This window comes from Salinispora sp. H7-4, from assembly GCF_013416675.1.
Taxonomy (GTDB): Bacteria; Actinomycetota; Actinomycetes; order Mycobacteriales; family Micromonosporaceae; genus Micromonospora; species Micromonospora vitiensis.
Genome location: NZ_JABZED010000035.1, coordinates 23,429 through 43,137, shown reverse-complemented (window position 1 = coordinate 43,137; position 19,709 = coordinate 23,429). Strand labels below are relative to the sequence as shown.

The 19,709-nt window shown below is 71.3% G+C and carries 18 protein-coding genes; 3 read left to right on the top strand and 15 right to left on the bottom strand.

All coding sequences use genetic code 11. The features are described 5' to 3' along the window. Window positions 1–30: 30 nt before the first annotated feature. The 11 genes from H0524_RS15695 to pdxH all read right to left on the bottom strand — a co-directional run bounded on the left by H0524_RS15695 (window position 31) and on the right by pdxH (window position 12,664). The gene (locus H0524_RS15695) at window positions 31–2,226 is read right to left on the bottom strand and encodes a bifunctional glycosyltransferase/CDP-glycerol:glycerophosphate glycerophosphotransferase (protein ID WP_180199307.1); all 2,196 of its coding nucleotides are present in this window, start codon (window positions 2,224–2,226) and stop codon (window positions 31–33) included. 8 nt (window positions 2,227–2,234) lie between these two features. Continuing rightward, window positions 2,235–4,220 carry a DUF5941 domain-containing protein gene (locus H0524_RS15690; protein WP_180199306.1) on the bottom strand — a complete coding sequence of 662 codons (1,986 nt, stop codon included), beginning with the start codon at window positions 4,218–4,220 and terminating at the stop codon, window positions 2,235–2,237. Further along, window positions 4,217–4,966 carry an ABC transporter ATP-binding protein gene (locus H0524_RS15685; RefSeq protein ID WP_018726971.1) on the bottom strand — a complete coding sequence of 250 codons (750 nt, stop codon included), beginning with the start codon at window positions 4,964–4,966 and terminating at the stop codon, window positions 4,217–4,219. The genes H0524_RS15690 and H0524_RS15685 overlap by 4 nt, the downstream gene beginning before the upstream one ends. A 1-nt stretch (window position 4,967) precedes the next feature. After that, window positions 4,968–5,795, bottom strand: a complete 828-nt coding sequence (locus H0524_RS15680; RefSeq protein WP_018726970.1) for an ABC transporter permease — start codon at window positions 5,793–5,795, stop codon at window positions 4,968–4,970. Between the two features lie 55 nt (window positions 5,796–5,850). Continuing rightward, window positions 5,851–7,248, bottom strand: a complete 1,398-nt coding sequence (locus H0524_RS15675) for an L-serine ammonia-lyase (RefSeq protein ID WP_180199305.1) — start codon at window positions 7,246–7,248, stop codon at window positions 5,851–5,853. Between the two features lie 180 nt (window positions 7,249–7,428). Next, complete coding sequence (locus H0524_RS15670) at window positions 7,429–8,589, bottom strand: acyl-CoA dehydrogenase family protein (RefSeq protein WP_180199304.1); 1,161 nt, start codon at window positions 8,587–8,589, stop codon at window positions 7,429–7,431. A 35-nt stretch (window positions 8,590–8,624) separates the two neighbouring features. Continuing rightward, window positions 8,625–8,930, bottom strand: a complete 306-nt coding sequence (locus H0524_RS15665; protein ID WP_018218259.1) for a type II toxin-antitoxin system VapB family antitoxin — start codon at window positions 8,928–8,930, stop codon at window positions 8,625–8,627. A gap of 184 nt (window positions 8,931–9,114) precedes the next feature. Continuing rightward, window positions 9,115–9,717 (bottom strand): nitroreductase family protein, encoded by a 603-nt coding sequence (locus H0524_RS15660; RefSeq protein WP_018218258.1) that lies wholly within the window; start codon window positions 9,715–9,717, stop codon window positions 9,115–9,117. Window positions 9,718–9,730: 13 nt separating this feature from the next. After that, complete coding sequence (locus H0524_RS15655) at window positions 9,731–10,660, bottom strand: aldose 1-epimerase family protein (protein ID WP_180199303.1); 930 nt, start codon at window positions 10,658–10,660, stop codon at window positions 9,731–9,733. A gap of 58 nt (window positions 10,661–10,718) precedes the next feature. Continuing rightward, complete coding sequence (locus tag H0524_RS15650; RefSeq protein WP_180199302.1) at window positions 10,719–12,002, bottom strand: MFS transporter; 1,284 nt, start codon at window positions 12,000–12,002, stop codon at window positions 10,719–10,721. Further along, entirely contained in the window at window positions 11,999–12,664 is a 666-nt protein-coding gene (gene pdxH / locus H0524_RS15645; RefSeq protein ID WP_180199301.1) for a pyridoxamine 5'-phosphate oxidase, read from the bottom strand. Before pdxH ends, H0524_RS15650 begins: the two co-directional genes overlap by 4 nt. Before the next feature lie 238 nt (window positions 12,665–12,902). Between pdxH and H0524_RS15640 the strand changes: the two genes are divergently transcribed. The 3 genes from H0524_RS15640 to sepH all read left to right on the top strand — a co-directional run bounded on the left by H0524_RS15640 (window position 12,903) and on the right by sepH (window position 16,654). Then, window positions 12,903–14,009 carry a citrate synthase 2 gene (locus H0524_RS15640; RefSeq protein ID WP_018218255.1) on the top strand — a complete coding sequence of 369 codons (1,107 nt, stop codon included), beginning with the start codon at window positions 12,903–12,905 and terminating at the stop codon, window positions 14,007–14,009. Between the two features lie 260 nt (window positions 14,010–14,269). Continuing rightward, the gene (gene serC, locus H0524_RS15635; protein ID WP_180199300.1) at window positions 14,270–15,397 is read left to right on the top strand and encodes a phosphoserine transaminase; all 1,128 of its coding nucleotides are present in this window, start codon (window positions 14,270–14,272) and stop codon (window positions 15,395–15,397) included. 183 nt (window positions 15,398–15,580) lie between these two features. Then, window positions 15,581–16,654: a septation protein SepH gene (gene sepH, locus H0524_RS15630; RefSeq protein ID WP_180199299.1), complete on the top strand. Its 1,074-nt coding sequence runs from the start codon at window positions 15,581–15,583 to the stop codon at window positions 16,652–16,654. 1 nt (window position 16,655) lies between these two features. On the opposite strand, the gene thpR is transcribed toward sepH, so the two are convergent. From thpR to H0524_RS15610, 4 genes are all read right to left on the bottom strand, one after another. Next, window positions 16,656–17,228: an RNA 2',3'-cyclic phosphodiesterase gene (gene thpR, locus H0524_RS15625; RefSeq protein WP_180199298.1), complete on the bottom strand. Its 573-nt coding sequence runs from the start codon at window positions 17,226–17,228 to the stop codon at window positions 16,656–16,658. Window positions 17,229–17,259: 31 nt separating this feature from the next. Continuing rightward, on the bottom strand, window positions 17,260–17,766 hold the full coding sequence (locus H0524_RS15620) for a hypothetical protein (RefSeq protein ID WP_180199297.1): 507 nt from the start codon (window positions 17,764–17,766) through the stop codon (window positions 17,260–17,262). An 82-nt stretch (window positions 17,767–17,848) separates the two neighbouring features. Further along, window positions 17,849–19,129, bottom strand: a complete 1,281-nt coding sequence (locus H0524_RS15615; protein ID WP_018726959.1) for an MFS transporter — start codon at window positions 19,127–19,129, stop codon at window positions 17,849–17,851. A gap of 61 nt (window positions 19,130–19,190) precedes the next feature. Beyond that, entirely contained in the window at window positions 19,191–19,640 is a 450-nt protein-coding gene (locus H0524_RS15610; protein ID WP_018726958.1) for a MarR family winged helix-turn-helix transcriptional regulator, read from the bottom strand. Between the last annotated feature and the right edge of the window lie 69 nt (window positions 19,641–19,709).

The following is a 19,709-nucleotide window of genomic DNA, read 5'->3' as shown; positions in this document are numbered from 1 at the left end:
GCTGGGGAGCACGTCCGGCCCGGCGGGACGCTAGCTGGCCGGGCTGGCTCCGGCGGCATCCACGCCGAAGATCCGCCGGACCACCCGTTCCGCGGCGTGGCCGTCGTCGAGCCGGCAGAACCGGTCCCGGAACCGACGCCGCGCCGCCTCCGCCGACGGAGCCCGCAGCGCGCCGGAGCGGAAGAGGTCGAGCAGACCGGCGAAGTCCGTCGCCACCGCCCCCGGCGGATCGGCGAGCACATCCAGGTAGACGCCGCGGGTCAGCCGGTACGCCGCCCAGTCCGGTGCGTACACGACGATCGGCCGATCCAGGACGGCGTAGTCGAACATCGCTGACGAGTAGTCGGTGACCAGCACGTCGGCGGCGAGATAGAGGTCCTCCACCCGGGCATGGTCGCTCACGTCGCGCAGTCGGTCCGGATAGGCCGAATCCGGAGCCGTGCCGGCTCGATCGTCGAAGTAGTGACTGCGCACCAGCAACCGACCGGCGGGCCCCAACGCGGCGAGGAAGCGGTCCGGGTCGAACGGTGGCCGGTACCCCGGCAGGTGCTCCCGGTGCGTCGGCACGTAGAGAACCACCTGCTCGCCGACCCCCAGGCCCAGCTCGGCCCGGATCCGCAGCACCTCCTCGGTGGTGGCGGTGGCCAGCCGGTCGTTGCGCGGATACCCCACCTCCAGCGTGGTGTACGCGGCCGGGTAGGCCCGCTCCCACATCTGGGTGGAGAAGCTGTTCGAGGTGATGCTGTAGTCCCACCGGTCCACCCGGTGCAGCAGCCCCGCGAAGTCCATCAGCGCACCGACCGGGTAGCGCTGCTGGTCCAGGCCCATCACCTTGACCGGCGTGCCGTGATGGGTCTGCACATGCACGGTGCCAGGTCGTTTCCGGACGAAGTTGGGAAAGTTGACGTTGTTGACCAACCAGCGGGCCTGCGCCAACGCCCGGTAGCCCGCGGGGGTGCCGGAGACCACGTAGTCCACGCCCGCCGGCAGCGAATCCACCCGGTCCCGCCGCACGATCCACACCCCCCGCACGTGCGGGGCGAGTCGCCGGGCAGCCTCATAGATGGCCGCCGGATTGCAGGCGTACCCGCGGTACCAGTAGGCGGCGTACACCGCCAGCCGCGGGTCAACCGGCCGCAGCAACTCGGCCCGGTAGTACTCGCGCAACCCGGCGTCCCGAACCCGCCGGAGGAGCGGCACGGCCCCGCGCCGGGCCCGTCGGGTGGTGTGGGCGGCGATACCCCGGATCCGAGCGGCACCGCGCAGCGCGTTGTACGTCCGCCACCGGCCGGTGGCGACCAGGCGGTGCTTCAGCCCTTCGACCCCGGGCGGGACCGGCTGGCCCTGCGCCGGCCGCCAGCGGGCATGGTCGGCGGCGATCCGGACGAAGAAGGCGGGCCGCAGGTCCGCCGGGATCCGCTCCCCGGTGCCGAGCACGGCCAGGTAGTGCCAGATCATCCGTTCGAAGAGGGCCGGGCGGAGGTCGTCTTCGCCCGCATCCACCTCGTCCAGGAGTGCGAACACCCGGTGCCACTGTCCGAAGACCTCGAAGTGCCGGTTCCCCCGGGTTCGGGTGATCGCACCGGCCCGGCGCTGCCGGTAGTTCACGCAGACCCGGTCCAGCACCCCGATCCGCTGGGCGCGGAGGAGCAGCGGGTAGGTGAACGAGACATCCTCGTACCAGCCGGGGGCGAAGCGCAGCCCGTGCTCGAGCAGGAAATCGCGGCGCAGCACCTTGTTCCACGCGGTGTGCAGCAGGCGGATCAGCTCCGGTCGCTCACGCAGCCGGAACGTCGCCGACCCGGGCGAGGACGGAAAGACCTCGCGCATCCCGCTCTGGGTGCTGTCCCCGTTCCACCAGGCCCGTACGTGGTCGACGACGAGGACGTCCGGTGTGGTGGCGCGCAGCCGCTCGGCCACCTCGACGAGGCACTCCGGGGCCAACCAGTCGTCGCCGTCGACGAACCACACGTACTCCCCGCCGGCCTGCTCCAGGCCGGCGTTGCGGGCTGGGCCAAGTCCCCCATTCGCCGGCAACGCGATCGTCCGTACCCGTTGGTCGCGGGCCGCGTACTCGGCCAGGATCTCGCCGCTGCTGTCCGGTGAACAGTCATCGACACCGATCACCTCGATCCCGGCCACCGGCTGCCCGAGGATCGAGTCCAGGCATTCGCGCAGGTAGCCCTGCACCCGGTAGGCCGGGACCACGAAGCTGATCAGTGCCACCCGGCCCCCTAACCCGGTGGGCGACCGCCAACAACACCTGTCGATCCCACCGCCCGTACGGCGCGGGCCGGCCGGATCACCCAGGCGAGGGCCACGCTCCCCACGAAGACCACTAAAAGGTATATACCGAGTGTAGCCATGCCGACAGCAGCAATTCCGGTGATCGCGGAGAGCGTCAGCACCACTGACCGCCCTTCCCAACCCAGCGTGGCATCGTGCAACGGCGGGGCCAGCTTCCGCTTCTCCAGCCGCGCGGTCAGGTCATAGTGGTGCAGGGTCAGCACGAAGACGTACCCGAAGACCAACCCGGCGGGGACGCCCCCGAGCACCCCGACCGCGATCGCGAAGAGATACTCCGCCGCGCGTAGCGCCGCCGGCACCAGCCAGTCCAGCGCCCCGCCGTGCCCGGCCCGCGCCCCCGCGGCAGCCAGCAGCAGCCCACCGAGCCCCACCAACGCCGTCCACCGTGGGAGGGAATCCGGGCCGAAGAGCGCGAGCCCGAGCAGCACCGCCGACGCCAGCACCGCCGACACCGCCAGCCCCAGCGGGCCCGGCCGGCGCAGCGTCGGCAAGGCGCGGGCCAGCGGTCCGTCATCGCGATGCAGGCTGGTATCCACCAGCTCCAATACTCCGACCTGCATCGAGCGGGCCCGCAGCAGCCGCAGCGCCGCGGTGTACCCAAGCGCCAGCACCATCCCGGTCAGCACCGCGAACAGGGCGACCCGCTGGTCAAACAGGGCCGCCGCCAGGGCGATCAACGCCCATCGCTCACCGATCGGGAAGACCACCGTCCGCTTCAGCCAGTAGGTCACCGAACCAACGTCGGCCTGCACCCGGTTCGAGGCGGCACTGAGCCGGGCACCGAACCCACCCCCCGAGGTCGCCTGCGGCCGGCGGGCTGCCTCGTCGTGCATCGCGCCGTACCAGGTGTCGCTCATGTGGCGGACGGTCTGCACGGCCATCGCGGCGATCGCCAGGGCCCACCCGTAGCGGAATCCGGCCTGGGTGGCGCCGTAGCCGAGGCCGGCGTAGACGATGAACTCCTTGGCCCGGTCGGCCATGGTGTCGAGCCACCCACCCCAGGCACTGAAGTTACGGGTGTAGCGGGCGAGTTGCCCATCCACGCAGTCCAGCACGAAACCCAGATAGAGCAGCACCGCACCGGCGACCAACGCGGGCCGCCCGCCGGCGCCGAACAGCAGCGCCGCCGCCACCGCGAACGCCACCGAGATCATCGTGACGGTGGTGGGGCTCAGCCGGAGCCGGGCCGCCACCTTCGTCACGTACGGCGACCAGGTACTGACAAAGAAAGTGGTGAAGAAGTCGTCTCGCTCCTTCACCGCCAGCCGCAGCTCGGCCCGGTCCGGATCAACGGCGGCGACGGCCGCCTCGGCGGCGGCCCGGTCGTCGGCAGCGGCCGGGTCGTCGGCAGCGGCGACCCGGTGTGCGACGAGTAGCCGTACCCGGTGGGCGAAGGTCACCACGTCGCGGGTCACCAGGTTGGTGAAGAGCCGGTCAATGGCGGGCCCGTCGTCCACGACACCGCGGACCGCAGCGGCTCCCACCGGTACGACCTCGGCGGCGGTCGCGCGCGCGGCGGCAACCAGGACCGGCAGGTGGGCCGGATCGACCCGCAGCGCACCGCCGAACACCCCGGTGGCCTCGCCGTCCAGGGCCGCCGGCGCTCCAGCGGCGACGACCTGCCCCCGATCCTCCCGAACCACCGTCCGACCGGGCACCGGCGGACCGGCGAGCACCAGCGCCACCGTCGGCTCCGCCGGGCTGGTGGCGAGGTGCCGCAGGACGGCCGTGTGCGCGACCAGATCAGCGCCGGTGACGAGGACCGGACCGGTTGCCGCCTCCGCCAGGTCGGCCAGGGTGACCAGGTCACTCACCAGCCGTACCTCGTCGATCCCCGCGTGGTGGCACTGTCCGGCCAGGCGGTCGGCGAGGTCCGGTGACCCGTCCGTGGTCAACACAAGCGCGAGCGTCACCGGGCCACCGCCCCGTGGTACGCGGCCAGTGCCTCGGCCATCGTCCCGTCCACCATCATTCGGCCGGCGTCGAGGTAGAAGCCGCGCCGGCAGAATCGGGTCAGGTCCTGTTCGTTATGTGATACCAGCACCAGGGTGCGCCCCTCTCCGAGCAGACGATCGATCGTCGCATAGCACCGCTGGCGGAATTCGGCGTCCCCAACCGCGGTCACCTCGTCCATCAACAAAATGGGGTGCGGCAGGTGCGAAATGATCGCAAATCCGAGCCGAACTTTCATACCGGACGAGTAATGTCGCACCGACGTGTCGAGGGCCTGCTCCACCTGCCTGCCCGCGAACGACACGATCTCGTCCACCCGGCGCCGCAGGTAGCTCGGTGAGAGGCCGTGTAGGCCACCGACCAGGTAGAGGTTCTCCCGACCGGTCAGGTCGGCGGAGAACCCGGCGGAGAGCTCCAGCAGCGGGGCGACCGCGCCGCGCGCGGTGATCCAACCCTCGTCGGGGATCAGCACGCCGGCGATGAGCCGCAGCAGGGTGCTCTTGCCGGTGCCGTTGCGGCCGATCACGCCGACCGTGTCGCCGGCCTCGATCGAGAAGGAGAGATCCCGTAGCGGCCAGAACCGACCATCGGTACGACCACCGCGCCGCCCCCGGTGCAGGGCGAGGTCCCGCAGCCGCAGTTGCCGACGGCGGTTCCGGACGAAGCGAATGCCGAGCCCCGCTGCTTCGATGATCGGATCGGCCATCTCACAGCTCCTTGAGGACCGCCGGTTCGAGGCGACGGAACGTCCACCAACCAATGACGAGTACCACCAGACAGCCGGCGATCGTGGTACCGAGTAGCCGGGCGTCGGGGAACTCGTCGGGGTACCAGACCGCGTGGTGCAGTTGGAAGATCCCGACCAGGGGGTTCAGTTCGTACCCGACCTTAAGCCAGTCGGGCAGGCTGGAATCCCGAACCAGGCCGAAAGGGTAGATGATCGGCGTGGCGTAGAAGAGTACCCGGACGACCAACCGCATGATCCGCTCGACATCGCGCATCAGCACGTTGGCCGCGGAGAGCAGCAGCGCCAGGCCGACCAGCAGAACGCCCTGGAGGGCGATCGCCAGCGGGAGGGCGAGCACCGACCAGCCCGGGTGGATCCGCCCCGCCACCGCGTACGCCGCCGCGGCCGCCACCAGGAGGGGCAGGCCGGCCAGATACTCGGCGACCCGCCCGGCGACCCGCCCGATCGGGAAGAACTGGCGGGGAAGGTTCATCGTGGTGATCAACCTCGCCTGGCCGGTCAGCGCGTTGGTAGCCTCGCCCAGCGCCGAGTTGGCCCACATCCAGGCGAAGATCCCGGTGAACAGGAACAACGGGTACGAGTCAGCCGCCTCACCCAGATACCGATCGGTGTCCCGCTCGTACAGCACACCGAAGACGAACCAGTAGATAGCGCCGAAGCCCAACGGTTCGATCAGGGACCAGAGATAGCCCAACGCGGACTGCTGGTACTTGACCGCGAGGTCCCGCCGAACGAGGATGCGCAGCGCGCCCCGGTTCGACCAGAGCGTCCCGACGCCAGCGGCCACCGCGTCGCCTCCTGCCCGGTCCGCGCCACACCCCCGCCCGGCGGGCCGGTGGCACTCAGCACTCGATCACGTTGACGGCGAGGCCGCCCCGTGCCGTCTCCTTGTATTTGACCTTCATGTCCGCCCCGGTCTCCCGCATCGTCTTGATCACCTTGTCGAGTGAGACGTGGTGCACGCCGTCGCCCCGCAACGCGAGCCGGGCAGCCGTGATCGCCTTGATGCTAGCCACCGCGTTCCGTTCGATGCAGGGGATCTGCACGAGGCCGCCGACCGGGTCACAGGTCAGCCCCAGGTTGTGCTCCATGCCGATCTCGGCGGCGTTCTCCACCTGCTCCGGACTGCCCCCCAGCGCCTCGGCCAGCCCGGCCGCCGCCATCGAGCAGGCCGAACCCACCTCGCCCTGGCAACCCACCTCGGCGCCGGAGATGGAGGCGTTCTCCTTGAACAGCACACCGATCGCACCGGCCGCGAGCAGGAACCGCACCACGCCGTCCGCGGTGGCACCCGGCCCGAACCGGTCGTAGTAGTGCAGGACCGCCGGAATGATGCCGGCCGCGCCGTTGGTCGGTGCGGTCACCACCCGGCCACCGCCGGCGTTCTCCTCGTTTACCGCGAGGGCGAAGAGGGTCACCCAGTCCATCGCGCGCAGCGGATCCACCGCACCCCGGCCCGCCGTTGACCGCATCGGGTCCGCGTCCATCATCAGGCCGCGGTACAGCTCGGCGGCCCGCCGCCGGACCCGCAACCGGCCGGGGAGTACACCGTCGCGTTCGCAGCCGCGTGCCACGCACTCCCGCATCACCCGCCAGATCTCCAGCAGCCCGGCGCGCACCTCCCGCTCGCTACGCCAGGACAGCTCGTTGGCGAGCATCACCTCGCTGATCGACAGTCCGGTCTCCCGGGTCACGGCCAGCAGCTGCGCACCGGTCGAGAAGGGGTAGCGCACCGGGGTGGTGTCCGAGGTGATCCGGTCCGCCCCCGCCGCCGCCTCGTCCACGACGAACCCACCCCCGACCGAGTAGTAGGTACGGGCCCGGAGCTCGGCCCCGGTCAGGTCGTAGGCGGCGAAGGTCATCCCGTTCGGGTGGTACGGCAGCGACCGGCGGCGGTGCAGCACCAGGTCCCGAGCCGAATCAAAGTCGATCTCGTGTGCGGCGAGCAACGAGATCCGCTGCTCGGCCCGGACCCGGTCGATCCAGCCCTCGACGGCGTCGGTGTCGACCGTCTCCGGCTCCGCACCGGCGAGCCCGAGCAGGACCGCCCGATCACTGCCGTGGCCGCGGCCGGTCGCCCCCAACGAACCGAACAGCTCGGCGCGGATCCGTACCGTCTCGCTGAGCAGCCCGTCCGCCTTGAGGCCGCCGACGAACGTCCGGGCGGCACGCATCGGCCCGACGGTGTGCGAGCTGGACGGCCCGATACCGACACTGAAGAGATCGAATATGCTGATCATGGCTGCACTTCCTCGCCGTCCTACCCACCGCGCGGATCACCGGCCCGGGATGACCGCCGGCACGGCGGGCCTTCCGGGGTGCCCGGAAATGTCGGGCCGGCCGGCCAGCCTACCCGCCCCGACCCCGATCTCCACCCGATACCACAGCCCGCACCGGGGCCGGACCCGCGCCGGGAGCGATCAGGCGAAAGCGGACACGCCAGTCAGCCGCTGCCCGATCACCAGCTGGTGGATCTCCGAGGTGCCCTCATAGGTGAGCACGCTCTCCAGGTTGTTGGCGTGCCGCAGCACCGGGTACGCACCGGAGACGCCGTTGGCCCCCAAGATCGTGCGGCACTGCCGGGCGATCGCCAGCGCCTCCCGAACGTTGTTGAGCTTGCCAACGCTGACCTGGTCGGGGCGGAGCCGGTCGGCGTCGGCGAGGCGACCGAGCTGCAACGCCAGCAGGTAGCCCTTGCTCCACTCCACCGCCATGTCGGCGAGCTTCGCCTGGGTGAGCTGGAACCCGGCCAGCGGGCGGCCGAACTGGGTACGGTTGCCCGCGTACTCCAGCGCCGTCTCCAGACAGTCCCGGGCCGCGCCGAGCGCTCCCCAGACGATCCCGTGCCGCGCCTCGGTGAGGCAACCCAGGGGCGCCTTCAGCCCGACGGCCTCGGGCAGGCGGGCTGACGCCGGCAGCCGCACGTCGTCCAGGGAGATCTCCCCGGTTACCGATGCGCGCAGCGACATCTTGCGCCGGATCTCGCGCACCGTCACCCCGGACGTCCGGGTCGGCACGACGAAGCCGCGGATCCCCTCGTCGGTACGGGCCCAGATCACCGCGACATCCGCGATCGTCGCATTGGTGATCCACATCTTGGTGCCGTGCAGCACCCAGTCGTCGCCGTCGCGGCGGGCCCGGGTGGCCATCGACGCCGGGTCGGATCCGTGGTCCGGCTCGGTCAGTGCGAAGCAGCCGATCGCCTCCCCGGCAGCCATCGTGGGCAGCCAACGCTGCTTCTGCTCCGCGCTGCCGTAGCGCCAGATGGCGTACATCGCCAGCGCCCCCTGCACCGAGACCAGGGAGCGGATGCCCGAGTCGCCCGCCTCCAATTCGAGGCAGGCCAGACCGTAGGCGACGGCGGAGGAGCCGGCGCAGCCGTACCCGGTCAGGTGCATGCCGAGCAGGCCCAGCTTGCCGAACTCCCGGGCCAGCTCGCGGGCGGGCACGCGGCCCTCCTCATACCAGCCGGCGACGTACGGCCGCACCTGATCGTCCACCAGCTGGCGGACGACGGCGCGAATCTGCCGCTCCTCGGCACTCAGTGACGAATCGACGTCCAGCAAATCGAGAGGGCTCATGGAGGCACCTTAACGAAGGCTCAGCCCGCGCCGCTTCAGTCGACCGTCGCGGAAAAGGCGAACACCCGGGCATGGATCTGGTTGCGCTGCTGCAGCGCGGCTCGCAGGGCCCGGTGCAGCCCGTCCTCCAGGTAGAGCCCGCCGTCCCACTGCACCACGTGCGGAAACAGGTCGCCATAGAAGGTCGAATCCTCGGCGAGGAGTTTGTCCAGCGCCAACTCACGCTTCGTGGTGATCAACTGATCCAGGCGCAACGGACGCGGAGGGATCTCGGCCCACTGCTTGAGCGTCAGGCTGTGCTCGGGGTACGGACGCCCATCCCGGACCGCTCTGAAGATCACGACGGTTAGCTCCCCTCCCCGCGACCGGCCGCCCCCGACCTGGCACCGCTGCACGCGACGCCGCGAGCAGCGGCGCCAATGACCGTGTCAGCCTAACCGGCCAAGTCACGCCACGTTCTACCGCTTTATGACAGTTTCGCCCTGACAGATCGCTTTACCAACTGGATAGACAGCGTTTTTCGGACTAACTCCACCGCCCACGTCGGACCACCTCCTCCACCGGGCGGCGCCCGCGGCGCAGCGACGAGGATCGTTGATCCACCGCACGGTAGCCGACGGTGACCGCGCCAACCGGCTCATACTCCAACGGCACCCCGAAAGCCGCCCGATAGTCCGCCAGCCGCTGCGGCGGGATACCGAAAAAGCACGCCCCCAGCCCCTCATCAACGGCGGTGAGCAGCATCAACAAAGCGGCGAAGCCGGTGTCGATGTACCAGTAGGGCATCGACCAACGCTCCGCTGACCGGTCCGCCCACCCCTTGTCCGGCTCCGCGTACCGGTCCAGGTACGCCGACCGGTTGGCGTGCGGCACGATGATCAACGGAGCCTGACGCATTCCGGCCAGCCAGCGTTCCCGGCCGCCCGTGCCCGGCGTGGTCGCCGCCCAGAACCGATCCCGATCCTCGGCGGCCTCCAGCACCAGGAAACCCCACCCCTGGGAGAAGCCCGCCGACGGCGCCCGGATCGCGTGCGCCAACAGCCGGTCCACCACCTCCGGCGGTACCGGCCGATCGGGATCGTAGTTGCGGACCATCCGACGCCGCCGCACCACCTCAACGAACTCCATCACGCCTCCTCGACTACGCCGGCCGGATGCCCCAGACGCCGCGCCAGGTGTCGCCCGGCCGCAACGTCAGCAGATCCCGGCCGGAGCGGAACGCGTCCGGCGGGCAGGTCATCGGCTCCAGCGCCACCGAACGTCGACGCCGCGGCCCGGAGCGGGTGTCCCCGGTAAAGACCTGCCACCAGCCAAATCGCCGGTCCGCCCAGACCCGGACCCGGGTCCCGCCGTCCGGGGCGGCCAGCTCCACCACCGAACCGCCGGCGCCGTCCCGCACCACGTCACCGAAGGTGTCGTCGAGCACCGCCCGGCCGATCCGACGCGACACGGTCCAGTCGTACTCGGTACCGACGACCGAGGACTGGGCGATCGGGAGTAGCCGCCCGTCCACCTGCAGCCGGCTCCGCGCCGGCAACCGCAGCAGGACATCGTCAACCGAGCCGCCGCCCGGCACCCGCAGGTACGGGTGCACCGCGAAGCCGAAGGGCGCCGCCTCGCCGCCGCTGTTGGTCACCTCATGCTCGGCCCGCAGCCCGTCCGGGCCGACAGCCCACCGACTCCGCAGCCGCAGCGACCAGGGGTAGCCGGGGGTGGCCGCCAGCTCACAGCCGAGCGTCACCGCGTCGGCCGATCGCTCCAACAACTGCCAGGGCACCCAGTTGACCAGCCCGTGGAAGGCCGCGTCGTGCTCCGGATCGCTGATCGCCAGCTGGAGGTCGCGGCCCGCGAAGTGATAGCTACCGTCCCGGAGCCGGTTCGGCCAGGGGGCGAGCACCTGGCCGGCGGAGTCCGGGCACAACTCGGCTGAGCTGTACCCGTCCAGGTGCTCCACCCCGCCGGATCGGAAGGTCCGAATTCCGCCACCGACCTCGACGATCACCGCCTCGTGGCCGGCGGCCGCGATGGTCCACTGTGCCCCCGACGGGGCCCACTGCCCGGGGAAGTCCATCCCCGGACCCTAACCGGTCAGATCCGCTGCTCGCTGGCGACAGCACCGGTCAGACCCGCTACTCACCGGCGACAACCGCCCTCCGGTAGCGGATCAGGGCCGGGAAGGCCACCGCCAGCCCGAGCGCGAGTACCGCCGAGAGCAGACCACCACCAACCCAGGCGACACCGCTGCCGAAACCACCCGCCATCGCACCGGCCCGCAGGTCACCGAGGCGCGGCCCGCCGGCCACGACCACCGTGTTCATCCCCTGAAGCCGGCCCCGCATCCGGTCCGGCGCGTAGACCAGCAGCATCGACTGGCGTAGCACCGCGCTGACCAGGTCGGCCGCGCCCGCCACCGCGAGTAACAGGACCATCAACCAGAGCTGCTGGGCCAGCCCCGCCGCCGCAACCGCCAGGCCCCAGCCGACCACCACCACGACCAGCCCAAGCCCCTGTCGGTGCAGCCGGCTGATCCAGCCGGAGGTGAGGCCGGCCAGCATGGCGCCGATCGCGATGGCGCTGAAGAGCCAGCCGACCGCCGCCCCGCCACCGAACCGCTCCTCGGCAATCTCCGGAAACAACGCCCGCGGCAGCGCCAACACCATCGCGATCAGGTCGATGGCGAACGACAGCAGTAGCACCGGCGTGGTGGTCAGGTACCGGAGTCCGTCCCTGATCCCCGCCAACCCACCGCGCCGCACCTCGCCATCGCCGAGCGGCTCCGGCGGCATCGCCGGCAGCCGCAGCGCGGCCACCACCAACCCGGTGAACAGGAGCACGTCCGCCGCGTACGCGATCGGCAGTCCAGCCTCGGTGCCGGCAACCGCGAAGATCAGCCCAGCGGCGAGCGGGCCGACCACCGCGGCCGCGGTGAAGGTGGTGTAGTTGAGGGTGGCGGCCGCCGGAACCAAACCCGGTGGCAGCAGTCGGGGCAGGGCCGCGGTTCGCGCCGGCGCGCTGATCGCGAAGCCGGCCGAGTGGACGGCCACCAGCGCCAGCAGCAACACGGGGCTGCCCACGCCGAGCCAGGCCTGCGCCAGCAGGCCGAGCATCGTGGTCCAGAGCAGCGCCGACCCGGCGAGCAGCACCCGACGCCGGTCCCGCGCGTCGGCCACCGCTCCGCCCCACAGCCCAAAGAGCAGCAGGGGCGCGAAGCCGGCGAGGCCGAGCAGGCCAACCCAGTAGGACTCCCCGGTCAGGGCGTACATCTCCACCGGGACGGCGACCGAGGTGAGTTGGAAGCCGAACATCGCCATGGCGTTGCCGAGCCACATCCGGCGGAACGCCGGCACCGCCAGCGGGCGCAGGTCGATCGCCCACCGGCCGCTTCGCCGCCGGGCCGCCCGCACCTCGGTCACGGCGCCAGCCGCTCGACGGCCCAGCCGCCCCCGTCGGTGGCGCGGAACCGCAGCCGGTCGTGCAGCCGGCTCGCCTGCCCCTGCCAGAACTCCACCTCGTCGGGGCGCAGCCGAAAGCCACCCCAGTGCGGCGGCGCCGGGATCGGCGCCCCGGCGACGAAACGCTCCGCTGCTGCCTGGTAGGCGGCATCCAGCGCGGCCCGGTCCGGGAGCACCCGCGACTGCTCACTCGCCCACGCCCCGAGCTGGGAGCCGCGCGGCCGGCTGGCGAAGTACGCCTCGGTCTCGGCCCGGTCGAGCCGCTCCACCCGACCGGTCACCACCACCTGGCGCTCCAGCACGAACCAGGGGAAGACCAGACTCGCGTACGGGCTGGCGGCCAGCTCGGTGCCCTTGCGCGACCCGTAGTTGGTGAACAGGACGAAGCCGTCCGACCCATACCCCTTCAACAGCACCGTACGGGCGCTCGGCCGGCCAGCCGCGTCGGCGGTGCCGAGCACCATCGCATTCGGCTCGGGCACACCGGCGGCCACCGCTTCGGTGAACCAGCGGTCGAACTGGGTGTACCAGTCACCAGCCAGGTTCGTCTCGGTCAGGCCCAGGTCCGCGGCGTACTCGTTACGTAGGTTCGCCGGCGGCACTGTGTCGCCTGTCACATCCACTCCCCTCCCAGATGACGGACCGACCCGTCGTGTCGCTGACAGCCTGCCCGTACACCCAGTGTCACCGACTCCTCGACGGCCGTTCCGTCCGGGGATGTCGGGTGAGGCACAGCGGTCATGGGTCGAAAGTCCCGTGGTCAGCAGGCAAGATGTCACGAACACATCCCTGAGGGTCGCCTAAGGCATGGGCCCGACGCGGGCCCGTCCCGGGCGCACCGAGCCAGATCCAGGAGACGACATGGCCGACTTCAAACCGGGGCTGGAGGGCGTCATTGCCTTCGAGACCGAGATCGCCGAACCGGACCGGGAGGGTGGCTCGCTGCGCTATCGCGGCGTGGACATCGAAGATCTCATCGGTCAGATCTCGTTCGGCAACGTCTGGGCCCTGTTGGTGGATGGACGGTTCGGCCCGGGTCTACCGCCCGCCGAGCCGTTCCCGGTCCCGGTGCACTCCGGTGACATCCGGGTGGACGTGCAGTCCGCGGTGGCGATGCTCGCCCCGTACTGGGGTCTGCACCAGCTGCTCGACATCTCCGACGAGCAGGCCCGCGAGGACCTGGCCCGGGTGTCGGTGACCGCGCTCTCCTTCGTCGCCCAGTCCGCGCGGGGCCTGGGCCTGCCGGCCGTGCCGCAGAAGGAGATCGACAAGGCCTCCACCATCGTCGAGCGCTTCATGAAGCGCTGGCGGGGCGAGCCGGACCCGCGGCACGTCAAGGCCGTGGACGCGTACTTCATCTCGGCCGCCGAGCACGGCCTGAACGCCTCCACCTTCACCGCCCGCATTGTCGGCTCCACCGGCGCCGACGCCGCCGCCTGCATCTCCTCCGGCATCGGTGCGCTCTCCGGGCCGCTGCACGGCGGGGCGCCCTCCCGGGTGCTGAACATGCTCGAGGCGGTGGAGCGCAGCGGTGACGCCGAGGGGTACGTCCGGGGCGTACTCGATCGCGGCGAACGGCTGATGGGCTTCGGTCACCGGGTCTACCGGGCCGAGGACCCGCGAGCCCGGGTACTCCGCCGCACCGCCAAGGAGTTGGGGGCGCCCCGCTTCGAGGTCGCCGAGGCCCTGGAGAAGGCCGCCCTGGCCGAGCTGCACAGTCGCAAGCCGGACCGGGTTCTCGCCACCAACGTCGAGTTCTGGTCCGCGGTCGTGCTGGACTTCGCCGAGGTGCCCGCCCACATGTTCACCTCGATGTTCACCTGCGCCCGGATGGGTGGCTGGAGCGCACACATTCTGGAGCAGAAGAAGCTCCAGCGGCTCGTCCGCCCCTCCGCCCGCTACGTCGGACCGGGCCCCCGCCGGCCGCACGAGGTCGAGGGCTGGGACCAGGTCCCGCACGGCGTCTGACCGTCGCCCGGGCTGGGGCCAGGTTCCACCCGCCGTCCGACCGGCATCGAACCGAACCAACCGCACCGGCGAGGGTTGTGGCGTACGCCTCAGCCCCGCCGGTGGGACCCGCGGCCGTCGGGGCGGCGATGGGTGTAAGGATGAGGACTGGCAGCGCCGCCGGTCGGAGGATCGGCCGTGCGCGCCGCACGTCGCGCGCCATCGATCCGCACCGGCACCTCCCCGGCCTCTCCCTCGCCCTGCGGAAGGATTCCAAGACCGTGGCTGACGCATCGACCATCCGAATTCCCGACGACCTCAGACCCGCCGACGGGCGGTTCGGCTGCGGCCCGTCCAAGGTTCGTCCGGCGGCGGTCTCCGCCCTCGCGGCGGCGGCGGGCGACTACCTCGGCACCTCGCACCGCAAGAGCACGGTCCGCGACCAGGTCGCCCGACTTCGCCGGGGGATCGCTGAGTTCTTCACCCTGCCCGAGGGGTACGAGGTCGTCCTCGGCAACGGCGGCACCACCGCCTTCTGGGAGGTCGCCGCGTTCGGCCTGATCCGGGACCGGGCCCAGTTCGCCAGCTTCGGCGAGTTCGGCGCCAAGTTCGCCAAGTCGGTGCAGGACGCACCGTTCCTCGGTGCACCCACCATTCACCGGTCGCCGGCCGGTAGCGCCCCGAGCCTGGTGGCGGAGGCCGGGGTCGACGTCTACGCCACCCCGCACAACGAGACCTCCACCGGGGTCGCGGTCCCGATCCGCCGGGTGCCCGGCGCGGACGAGGGCGCGCTGCTGTTGGTGGACGGCACCTCCGGCGCCGGCGGTTTGGAGGTCAACGTCGGCGAGACCGACGTCTACTACTTCGCCCCGCAGAAGTGCTTCGGTTCCGACGGTGGCCTGTGGCTGGCCCTGATGTCCCCGGCGGCGCTGGCGCGCGCGGCCGAGGTCAAGGCCGGCGGCCGGTACATCCCGGCCTTCCTCGACCTGGGCACGGCGATCGACAATTCGCGGCTGGAGCAGACGTACAACACTCCGGCCCTGGCCACCATTCTCCTCGCCGCGGAGCAGACCGACTGGATGAACGCGCAGGGGGGCCTGTCCTGGGCGGCCAAGCGCACCGCGGAGAGCGCCGGCATCATCTACGGCTGGGCAGAGCGTTCCCCGGCGACGACGCCGTTCGTCACCGACCCGGCGCTACGCTCCAACGTGGTCGCCACCGTCGACTTCGTGGCCGAGGTGGACGCCACCGCCGTCGCGAAGGCGTTGCGCGCGAATGGGATCGTGGACACCGAGCCGTACCGCAAGCTCGGTCGCAACCAGCTACGAATCGCCCTCTTCCCGGCGATTGAACCAGCCGATGTGGAGGCTTTGACTGCCGCCATCGACCACGTGGTCGAACGACTCTGAGCTACCGTCACGGTGGGTGACCTGCCGCTTTCCGGCAGCCACCCACCGTGATCATCATCGCAGCTCAGCCGGGAACACGGGGTGTCGGTTCCCCCACCTGCGGGCAGATGGGCGTACGGTGGTACGAACGCCCGGGTGGCTCGCCTGTGGCGCGGGGCCAGCAAGGCGGGACGGAGGCAGACCATGCGCCCTGTACGCTTCGTCGCTCTCTCCGAGGACGGCCAGGCACTGGTCCTCACCGACGAGGTCGGGCGACTTCTCGCGCTCCCCCTTGACGCACGCGTCTCCACCGCCCTGCACGCCGAGCCCGGGTCCGCGCCCCTGGCGCTGGCCGCCACGCCGGGCACCGACCCGGCCCCCTCGCTGGCCCCACGGGACATCCAGGCCCGGATCCGGGCCGGCGAGTCCGCCGAGGATGTCGCCCGGATCGCGGGCGTCCCCGTTGACCGGGTGTTGCGCTACGCCGGCCCGGTCCTCCAGGAGCGGGCCATGCTCGCCCAGCACGCCCGGCGCACCCGGCTGCGCGGGGCCGAGAAGCCGACCCCCCTCGCCGAGGTGGTCAACGGTCGGCTGTCCCAGCACGGCATCGACACTGAGAAGATCTCGTGGGATGCGTGGCGTCGCGAAGACGGGACCTGGCGGATCGTCGCTACCTGGCCCTCCGGCAAGGCCACCGCGCAGGCCGTCTGGGAGCTGGAGAAGTCCCGGCAGTCGGTCACGCCACACGACGACATGGCGCAGTACCTCTGCGCCGAGCGTCCCATGCCGATCCTCGGGCAGGAACCGACCGCCGAGCGCGGTGGCCACGGGCTGCCCGGCCCGGCGCGGGCCGAGCCCGGCCGCGGTGGGCACGGCCTGCCGGGCCCGGCCGAGCCCAAGCGGCCAAGCCGCGATCCGATCCGCGCCGGTCGGGACGCCCTGCTCGCCACCCTGGACCGCCCGCTCGGTGGCACGTCCGGCCGTGGCCTCGACTCCCGGAGCCCGGCCAGCCCGGAGGCACCGCGGCCACGGACGGTCGCTGGCGGCGCGGCGGCGTTGCTCGGCGGCGGCCCGGGTTCGGCCTTCGACGACGACTCGGACGCGCCGAAGGAGGTGCCGGCTGTTCCGTCGCTGGCCGTGCTCCGGCCGCGCCGCACGGGTCCCGCGACGGCGGGCAGCACCGAGTCCGGCGAGAGCAGCAGCAAACCGCGCAAGCGGCTACCGAGCTGGGACGACGTGCTCTTCGGCAGCGCACCGTCCGCCCGCGAGTCCTCCTGACTCAGAGCGGCCAGACGGCCAGGCGGTGATAGCTGGGGGGCGACCCCGGTTGGCTTCGCGTCAGCACCAGTTCCCGCGCCGGCCACCGGGGGCCCGCGTAGGCCTGTAGCGCCGCGACATCGGCCGCGACCTCGGCCGATGTCAGTCGGTCGCCGGGCCGGGCCACGGTCAGGTGCGGGCGCAACGGCTTCTCGTCGTGGCGCAGGTCGTTGGCCCGCAACCGGGACCGGACGAGTCGACCCAGCCGGTGCAGCTCCACCACCTCACCCCGCAGGTCCACCCACATGACGGTGGAGCGGCCCTGCCCGAATGTTCCGCCGCCGGCCAGGCGTAGCCGCGGCGGGGCCGGCCACGAGTCGCGGGACCACCGCGCCGCCTGGTCGAGCGAGTGCTCCACGGCCACCAGCCGGTCCGCTGCCACCGTTGCGAGGAAGGCGAGCGTGACGTGCGCCTGGGTCGGGTCGACGAGGCGGACACCGGCGCTGGCGGCCCGGCCGACCTGCAGCTCGGTGATCCGCGCACGGAGGTGCTCCACCGCCGCTGGCGGCGGGTATACGGCGACGAAGAGTCTCAAGCCGGCCGCCGGTCGCTTCCCCAGCTACCCCTCAACGGTGGCGCTGTCGGTGCTCGGGCCGGGCACCAGGCAAGGTCAGGCCCGCCCGGTGCAGCAGCCCTTCGACCCGTACCCGCTCCAGCTCCCGGTCCACCCCGGTCAGTTCGTCCAGGTGCTGCCTGATTCCGAGGGCCGCGCAGGCCAGCCGAAGCCGATTGTCGTAGCTGGCGAGCGTCGCTGCGTGCCAGACCGTGGCCCGCCCCCGGCCGACCTGATGACCCCGGAGTTGGCGTAGCTCGGTGGCGAGCTGTTCCAGCGGCTGCCGATCCGGCCGGTCCAACCGGCTCAGATCAATGTTCCGGGTGAGCGCGTCGGCCTCGACCGCCCGGTCCAGACGAGCGACTATCCGCCGTTCCCGCTGTCGGCTCCGCCACCGCGCCCATCGACCGGCGAATCGGTCAACGAGTTCGTCGGCGCAGATGAGCAGGGCGATCACCATGGGCAGGCACACCACGGCAGCGACCATCAGGGGTACCAGTAGCGCACGTCCCACCTCCACGCCCCGACGCTAGGCCGACTACGATCGTCCTGCCACCGATTTGCCACAATAAGCCGTTTTGTCAAGCTCCGCCGCGCGGGCCTCACACCCGCTCGGTGAGGTAGAAGCGGGGCATCGGCAGCACCCGGAACCGCAGCCGGGCTCCCGAGCGGCGCAGCTGCCAGGCCAGGGCGAGCAGCGCGGCGGTGAGGGAGACCAGCCCACCCATCCAGATGCTGGCCCCGGCGCCGTACGTCTCGGCGAGCCACCCGATGACCGGCGCACCGACCGGGTTGGTGCCCAGGAAGACCAGCACCCACAGCGCCATGACCCGGCCTCGGAAGGCGGCGTCGGTGCCCAGTTGGATGCGCTGGTTGCAGGCCTGGGCGAAGAAGACCGTGGAGAAGCCGGTCGGCAGGAGCAGCGCCACCACCAGCCAGTACGTGGGAGCCAGCCCGACCAGGGTGCCGAAGGTGGCGCAGACGACGGCCGCGGAGAGCACCAGCCACACCGAGGGGCGGCTGCGACGCCCGGTGCCGGCCAGGGCCCCGGCCAGGGCACCTACCGCGAGGGCGCTGCTGAACAGACCGAACGAGGCGGCTCCGGTGTCGAAGACGGTCTTGGCCAGCGCCGCGAGGGTGAGCTGGAAATTGAAGAGTGAGGTGGCGATGACCGAGATCAGGACCATCGGCAGCAGCAGGTCCGGCCGGGCCCAGACGTAGCGCAGCCCGTCCACCACCCGGGCCGAGGCCCGCTCCTCGCGCGGCGGTAGCGCCTCGCGGTGCAGCTCGGCGGGGCGCATCCGGATCACGTTCACCAGCGGCGCGATCGAGCTGAGGGCGGTGACCAGGAAGACCGGCCCCACATCAACGGCAGCGATGGCCAGGCCGGCGAGGGCGGGGCCGACGATTCGCGCGGAGTTGAAGGTGGCCGCGTTGAGGGAGAGGGCATTCGGCAGCAGCGGGGTGCCGACCAGTTCGGAGACGAATGCCTGCCGAACCGGGGTTTCCACCGCGTTGGCGACGCCGAGGAGGGCAGCGAAGGCGAAGACGTGCCAGAGCTGCACCCGACCGGTGATCACCAACAGGCTCATGGCCAGGGAGAGGAGGGTCCAGAACAGGTTGGCGGCGAAGAGCAGGACGCGCTTGTCGTACCGGTCGGCGAGGCGCCCGGAGATCAGCGTGAGCAGCAGAACGGGAGCGAACTGGAGGGCCGTGACGATACCGAGCGCGGTGGCGGAGTTGTCGGTGAGCTCGAGGACGAGCCAGTCCTGGGCGATGAACATCATCCAGACGCCGATCAGCTTGATCAGCTGCCCGGAGGCGAATAGCCGGTAGTTGCGGACCTGTAGAGACTGGAACATCGTGCTCAGCTTCTTCTGCACTCTTGGTGCGCCTCCCTCGCGTACGCGTCATTGCCGTGACGGCGCAGGCGAGGCGGGAGCTTCAGGTACGGGTGAGCTGTTGCAAAATCTCTGCTGCCTGGCGCAGCGTCTCCCGTTCCTCCGCACTCAGTTCGGCCAGCCGGTGGGCCAGCCACTGGTCCCGAACGCGCTCAAACTGGTCCAGCACTGCTCCGCCCCCCTCCGTCGCGGCGAGGATCACCTGCCGGCCGTCGGTCGGGTGGGGGGTGCGCTGCACGAGGCCGCGCTCCTCCAGTTTCGCGACGATCTTCGTCATCGTCGGCGGTTGGACCCGTTCGACGTCGGCAAGTTCCCGGGGCGTCAGCGCGCCCGCCAGCCGGAGGCTGGTGAGCGCGGAGAGCTGGGTGACCGTCAGGTCACCAACCGGTCTGGCCTGGCGGACCCGCCGGTTGAGTCGGGTAATCGCATCCCGCAGCTGGACCGCCAGCTGCGCCGGTGGCACGCTCTTCGCCGTCACCGTCTGCTCCGTCACTATAGTTAGCCTAACTAATAAGCCTAGCTAACGACATGCGATATGACCAGGCTCACGTGGAGTACGCCC